Origin of the sequence: Nostoc sp. T09, assembly GCF_002154695.1 — a bacterium.
Lineage (GTDB): Bacteria > Cyanobacteriota > Cyanobacteriia > Cyanobacteriales > Nostocaceae > Aulosira.
Genome location: NZ_MTAV01000143.1, coordinates 21,545 through 27,544 on the forward strand (window position 1 = coordinate 21,545; position 6,000 = coordinate 27,544).

A 6,000-nucleotide genomic window follows, 5' to 3' on the forward strand; every position below is an offset into this window, starting at 1 on the left:
TAATTAATCTTAACCCCATTTTTTATACAAGATGTTAAAATCGGGATTCAATTGTATCTAATAAATGTTAAGCATAATTACTGAACCTCAAGAAATAACATCTTGTCAAGAACTACTGAATGAATTTTTGAGAGTTGAATTGAAGCAAACTGATTATCGTAATCTCAATCCAGGCAATATAACCAATATTCATACAATTTATAATGATTATATCTGGTTTGCTCATTCTTATATCAATCAGCCTTTCAAAAACTCAAAGAATCAAAACAAATATGAAAATAACGGAATAGAAAGAACTAAAATCATCTATTGGAATGGTTTTGGATTTTCCAAAGATAATAAAAAAATTATAGTTGAAACTAATATTGTATGCGATGGAACTGGCAGCAGATACGGAGGACTCTTTGCTAAAGACGCAAATAGTGACAAATTCCTCTTGCATACTGGTAACGTGAACAAGAAAAAGGATAGTTTACAAAATTGGTATAAATGTAATTTTCCAAAGCATTGGGTCAATGTGCGTAGTCAACAGAATAGTCAGCCCAAAAAAGCTATACTTGTAACTGCTTTACAATTACCAAAATTGATAGAAAACATAATGTTTTTTATGAATCAAGTTGATTATATCAAGAGCCAATAGCAGGTGATCGCTCTCTCTTTTACAACAAGCGATCGCTTTATGTTTGAGATTTTCTGCAAGGCGATCGCTTTGTTTGTGAGGTTTTCTGCAAAGCGATCGCTCACAGGTTTGTTGTGAAGTTTTTAGACTAACATTGTCAATTGCAGCGTTCAATTTGATAGACAAAATCGTCTCCGTTATATTTGAAGTGTACCAGTCGCTTACTTTTTCCTCCAAAATTAATCAGCATGGACATCACAGCTACCTTGAACGAAATTGCAACTCTGAGTGTGGAAGATAGAATCCGTATTGTGCAGGCAATTTGGGATGGCATCGCAGCTGAGCAAGTTTACCCTGATTTAACCGATGCACAAAAGCAAGAGCTTGATCGTCGAATTGCTGATTACGATTCAAATCCAGATAATGTGCTGACTTGGGAGGAAATCAAAGCGTCAATTAAGGGACAACAATGAATTATGTCCTGGTATTTCGCCCAGAGGTTCGAGAAGAACTCAATGAAGCGTACAGTTGGTATGAAAGCCAGAAAACGGGTTTGGGCGATGAGTTTTTGGAATGTATAGACGAGACTGTGAATCGAATTTCCCAGATGCCAGAATCCTATGCAGTGGACTACCATGATGTTCGACGAGCAATAGTACGACGATTTCCTTATGCTGTGTACTATCGAATTGTTTCGAGTCGAGTGATTGTCACAGCTATTTTTCATGGTCGCAGAGATCCAAAATCGTGGCAGACGCGAACCTAAGACTACAATGCAGTAACAGGCGATCGCACTAGGGCAGATTTTGGGCGTGTGGGGTGCGATCAACATTACTCATACACAACAAGTGATAGCTTTATGTTTGAGGTTTTCTGCAAGGTGATCGCTCTTCGACAACAGGCGATCACTTTATGTTTGAGGTTTTCTGCAAGGCGATCGCACTACTCTTCCACAACAGGCGATCGCTTCTTTTTCCAAAAAAATGAAGCTTCTGTTAAATTTTTAATGTTCGGAAGTTAGCTGTGCACTAATCACTGATAATATTTTTTCTTCCCAATCTGGATCATCAAACTCTATAGCAGTTTTATCAGGACGAGAACGTCGTCTATCCATGTAGGCGTAGAAAGCCTCTTGATCGTCACGGTGAGTCAGAATATATTGCTTTAATTCCCGATCGCTCATTGCAGGGTAATTAGCTTTAGTCATAGCTCAATACTCCCATCTGCTTGAATTTCTAGCTCAATCTCTTCATCTTGTCCAGCTAAAATAAACAAGTTAAGTGTTCGTTCGTCTAAACGCACAATGTGAATTGGCTGCAACATCATGTTAGTAAGTAGATGGCAAAGTCGGTATAAAGTTCGTAGCTGTTGCCCTATCGGCTCTCTCATAAACTCATGATAATGGACTTAACCAGATAAGCATAAAATATTTGAGAATTGAATATCTACATTAAGCGATCGCTCACTCTTACACAACAGGCGATCACTTAGTTTTTGAGATTTTCTGCAAGGCGATCGCACTTTGGCAGATTTTGAGGGTGTAGAGTGCGATCGCCTTAGTGATAAAATAATCACTCACAGTTGAGTTTATCGTAAAAAATTTGACTATTAGTATTGATCAAATTTACCAAATTAAAAAAATAATTAGAAAATATAAAAATCTTGAATGTATTGAATGCGCTCAAGCTATCCAAGATTATTTAACATTACAAGGAATTCCTGGAAAGCGGATAAAACTTTATACAGGTTCAGCAATAGGACGCAATAGTTATATTTATGATGAAAGTGTGTCAGGGGATGCAATTTCTCTTAACGGTCGCCATCAAGGTATTGCAATTATAATAAATGAAGTGGAAATGATTTTTGATAATCATCATCCTGATGGACTTCTCAGAGAACACTGGTTAGCTAATTTAGTGTTTTATAATAAATTATATTCCGGGCAGCAGTTTCAAGTCACAGAAGAAAACTTTTAATTATTAAAGATTATGCCAAAGAATCATCATACTATTACTGTAATTCCCGATGAATATCTCTATGAAATGCTCGAAAGAATTAAACAAAGACCGGGAATGTTTTTGGGTAAAACTTCAATTACTCAGTTGAGAGCTTTTTTAGACGGATACATGAGTTCCAGAGCAGATTTAGGATTACCACCAACTCAACAAGAGATACAATTTAATCAATTTCAAGATTGGATACAAACAAGATTTAAGATTACCTCTTCGCATGGATGGGATAGTATTATTCTTTTCTATTCTGCGGATGAAAAAGATGCATTAAATAACTTTTTTGAATTATTTGAGCAATTCCGTAAAGGTGAAAGTGCTGTTAGAGAAGAGATTAATCAAGAGAAAGTGGTTGAAACCAAGCCTTCATTAATACCTCAATAAAGCGATACCTCATCGGCAGTGCGCGTAGTACGTAAGCGTAGCCCGTCGTAGACATTACACTACTCTTATACAACAAAAGATCGCCTTATTTTTGAGTTTTTCTGTAAGGCGATCGCTCACTCTTTTACAACAGGCGATCGTCTTAGCGAGCAGATAATTACTCACGGTTGAGTTTATTGCAATTACAACAAAATTATTTCAAATTTAGGAAAAAAGGGGCACAAAATTTTTGTACCCCTACTCTGCATAATTGGTAATCTAAAACTGCCAGATTACAAGTGTCACTTCATCGAAATCTAACCACTGTCATGCTGACTTTTTTAAACGAAAGTAGCAGAACCATACAATGGCAAGTAAGCATCTGCAATGATTGAAGACTGACCATTACTATTAACCGTTACATCCAACAAGTCAATGGGATTGGTGTTGGTAAAGGTTGGCAAAATACCTTTAATTCTTTGGCTGCTAACTTCGGTAAGAGTTGCAGCTTTACCACCGATAATAACTTGAGTATTTGCCAAACTACCAAAGTTCTTCCCACCAATAACGAATGTATTTTTACCAGCATCATTATTTGCTGCTGCTCTCCAGGGGAAGATATCGTAAGCGGTGACGCCTATTGCAGCGGCGTCGTTAGGAGTCGCAACATTAATTTTTTTGTCACTATAATCAATACCAACAATTGCACCTCCAGGTCCCGCTAATATGTCGAGATTACCCCCAGTATTATTGATGGTGTCAGTTTTTTGCACTTGCCTACCATCTGCTGATAGCTTGTAGCTATAGACTTCTGCATTCCATCGCTGAGCGATTAAATTACCTCGCAATTGATTATTGAATGTCGTTGCCCGATATTGATCTATACCATTGGTTGAGGCCATTGAAGTAGCTAGTGGAGCTGTATATACTCCAGGAATACTAGCTTCAGTTGGTCCATGAAAAACATTCTGGCGAGGGTCAGAAACTCCGCGATTGCGATTAGGACTTCCATAGTAATTACCCTGTTCGATCAGGTTCAGTTCATCTGGAGCGCCAGGTGCAGGTATAGAGGTTGTAGCTGAGGTAGACAGGTCTCCAAAGCCTGCATTATGACCGTTGTCTGTGGTATAAAGACGTCCTTCGGTTGTAAACACAGAATCGTAAGGATTCCGAAGTCCGCTAGCGTATACAGACACATCTACACCAGGTTTAACAGTTGCTTTATCTCCAAATACCTGACTGGTGGCTGGGTCAAAGGTTAATCCATTAGGTGGTTTAAAGTCAGATGGAAGAGAATACTTAATCTGCCCGTTGAAGGTTGGTTTTGAAATTTCTGCTTTGAGGATAGCAGCAGAGAAAGGAGATTCAGGAATACCGCCGATATTGGCGTTGATTACACCCGCATTAGTGTTTCCACCGATATTAATGTATAAATCGCCTTTGTTATCGAACGTCAAACCGTTAACCCCGTGGTCATGGTTTGAAGTTGGCAGTCCTGTAATCAAAGGTGTTAGCTGAGAAAAATTAGGCCCTTCCAAGATGGAAACTTGACCGCTATAGGGAGAAAGTTCAGTCTCTGGGAAGGCTCCGCCACGATTGGCATAGAGCTTACTATGAGCAACGTAGATAGTTGGGGAATCAGAAGTATCATAAGGGTTAAAAGCGATACCTAAAATATCACTGTTATATAAACCTTTGACAGCCGTGATTACCTGAGTATTGGTGACGTTGTAGTTTTGATCAAAGGTGTATGCTCTGATTGTTCCATCGTAATCACCTACATAAAGTCTGCCATCCGGGCCCCAAGCACCTGTAGTTGGGCCAGCAGGTGTGGATTCAGATATTGTAGCTACTACTTTCTGGGTGAAGCTGATAGGAACAGTTTCGTTATCTGTAATACTGACAGCTACTTGGGGAATGTTGATCTTGTTGTAGTTGCTATCTGTACTTGTAACGTTGTGACTGATATTAACTGAGTGATTACCCTCTACAGTCGTATCGTTAACAGCATTGATAGTAACGCTTTGAGCAACATTCCAATTATTGGCAGTGAAGGTAAAGCTGGTTTTATTTAGAGTAATCTGGTTAGCAATATTAGTTGCCAGTTGGACTGTAACATCTGCGGTAGGTTTGGTATTGAGAACTAATGAGTAACTATCACCCGCACCACCCTCAGCAACGGCGGTATTACCCCCTGTTTGTGTCCAAATTACTTGTGGCGCAGTCAATGGAATGATTTCAATCCCTGAGATTGTAGCGTTGTCTAGGCTGGCATCCAAATTAATGTTGAGTATGCCATCATTTACAGTTACTACCGGAGCCGATAAGACTAGGGCAGAGTTATTACCAGGGAAGAAAGCATTTTTAGATTGTTTAAAAATGTCTACGTCATCAAAGGCTAGCTGTCCTTCTAGAGCGACATCAAAGACTCGTTTATTGAAGTCTGTCTGGTAATTTTCAGAAAAGTGGAGATTTACGCTGTAGTTACCGTTTGCTACCGGAATCTGATAAGCCAGGTTTTTGGCAAAGCGATCGCTTTGGTAAATCACATCATCTTCTGTCTTACCAATTGGTGCAGTGGTCGTATAGACACTACTAGTTCCTACAAAGTATTTATCAGCTTGCCATACTTGACCTTTGGTATCTGTGTAAGCCTGAGTTGCGCCTGTATCAATCCGAATCGCTCCTGGTGTTGGAGCAGAGTCGTTATCAGTAATGGTAACTCCTACATTGCCAACAGCGACGTTGTTGTATTGGCTATCTGTACTGCTAACAGTATGAGCAATATTGACTGTTTGTGTCCCCTCAACAGCAGTATCGTTGACTGCTGTGACTGTGACTACTTGTGCTGTATTCCAGTTAGTTGGGGTGAAGGTGAGGGTGGTCTTATCAAAACTCAGTTGATTACTTGGCGCTGGCGTTGCCAAGGTAATGGTGACATTCGCCGTCGGTTGGGAACTGAGAACTAACGAGTAACTATCACTAGCCCCCCCTTCTGTCACCGCCGTG

At 39.5% G+C, this 6,000-nt stretch carries 8 protein-coding genes; 5 read left to right on the top strand and 3 right to left on the bottom strand.

Annotated elements, in window-relative coordinates:
- Positions 1-139 precede the first annotated feature (139 nt).
- From BV372_RS25910 to BV372_RS25920, 3 genes are all read left to right on the top strand, one after another.
- Complete coding sequence (locus BV372_RS25910; RefSeq protein WP_218776771.1) at positions 140-640, top strand: hypothetical protein; 501 nt, start codon at positions 140-142, stop codon at positions 638-640.
- Between the two features lie 227 nt (positions 641-867).
- The gene (locus BV372_RS25915) at positions 868-1,092 is read left to right on the top strand and encodes an addiction module protein (RefSeq protein WP_086689367.1); all 225 of its coding nucleotides are present in this window, start codon (positions 868-870) and stop codon (positions 1,090-1,092) included.
- Positions 1,089-1,385, top strand: coding sequence for a type II toxin-antitoxin system RelE/ParE family toxin (locus BV372_RS25920; RefSeq protein WP_086689368.1), 297 nt, complete (start codon positions 1,089-1,091; stop codon positions 1,383-1,385). The genes BV372_RS25915 and BV372_RS25920 overlap by 4 nt, the downstream gene beginning before the upstream one ends.
- Positions 1,386-1,622: 237 nt before the next feature.
- Here BV372_RS25920 and BV372_RS25925 read toward each other — a convergent pair whose 3' ends face one another.
- Both BV372_RS25925 and BV372_RS25930 read right to left on the bottom strand, forming a co-directional pair.
- A complete protein-coding gene (locus BV372_RS25925; RefSeq protein ID WP_086689369.1) occupies positions 1,623-1,826 on the bottom strand; it encodes a hypothetical protein in 204 nt (67 codons plus the stop codon).
- Positions 1,823-2,008: a hypothetical protein gene (locus tag BV372_RS25930; RefSeq protein ID WP_086689370.1), complete on the bottom strand. Its 186-nt coding sequence runs from the start codon at positions 2,006-2,008 to the stop codon at positions 1,823-1,825. The genes BV372_RS25925 and BV372_RS25930 overlap by 4 nt, the downstream gene beginning before the upstream one ends.
- Positions 2,009-2,220: 212 nt before the next feature.
- Between BV372_RS25930 and BV372_RS25935 the strand changes: the two genes are divergently transcribed.
- Together BV372_RS25935 and BV372_RS25940 are read left to right on the top strand one after the other, a co-directional pair.
- Positions 2,221-2,595 (top strand): papain fold toxin domain-containing protein, encoded by a 375-nt coding sequence (locus BV372_RS25935; RefSeq protein ID WP_086689371.1) that lies wholly within the window; start codon positions 2,221-2,223, stop codon positions 2,593-2,595.
- 12 nt (positions 2,596-2,607) lie between these two features.
- Positions 2,608-3,012 carry a hypothetical protein gene (locus BV372_RS25940; RefSeq protein ID WP_086689372.1) on the top strand — a complete coding sequence of 135 codons (405 nt, stop codon included), beginning with the start codon at positions 2,608-2,610 and terminating at the stop codon, positions 3,010-3,012.
- A 320-nt stretch (positions 3,013-3,332) separates the two neighbouring features.
- Here the strand turns inward: BV372_RS25940 and BV372_RS25945 are convergent.
- The coding region (locus BV372_RS25945) for a malectin domain-containing carbohydrate-binding protein (protein WP_179198237.1) at positions 3,333-6,000 on the bottom strand (2,668 nt) is incomplete at its 5' end.

What these genes read in the sequence shown, in the direction of transcription:
- BV372_RS25915 (WP_086689367.1), top strand. Translation starts at nt 868, where the DNA reads ATGGACATCACAGCTACCTTGAACGAAATTGCAACTCTGAGTGTGGAA.
- BV372_RS25920 (WP_086689368.1), top strand. Translation starts at nt 1,089, where the DNA reads ATGAATTATGTCCTGGTATTTCGCCCAGAGGTTCGAGAAGAACTCAAT.
- BV372_RS25925 (WP_086689369.1), bottom strand. Translation starts at nt 1,826, where the DNA reads ATGACTAAAGCTAATTACCCTGCAATGAGCGATCGGGAATTAAAGCAA.
- BV372_RS25930 (WP_086689370.1), bottom strand. Translation starts at nt 2,008, where the DNA reads ATGAGAGAGCCGATAGGGCAACAGCTACGAACTTTATACCGACTTTGC.
- BV372_RS25940 (WP_086689372.1), top strand. Translation starts at nt 2,608, where the DNA reads ATGCCAAAGAATCATCATACTATTACTGTAATTCCCGATGAATATCTC.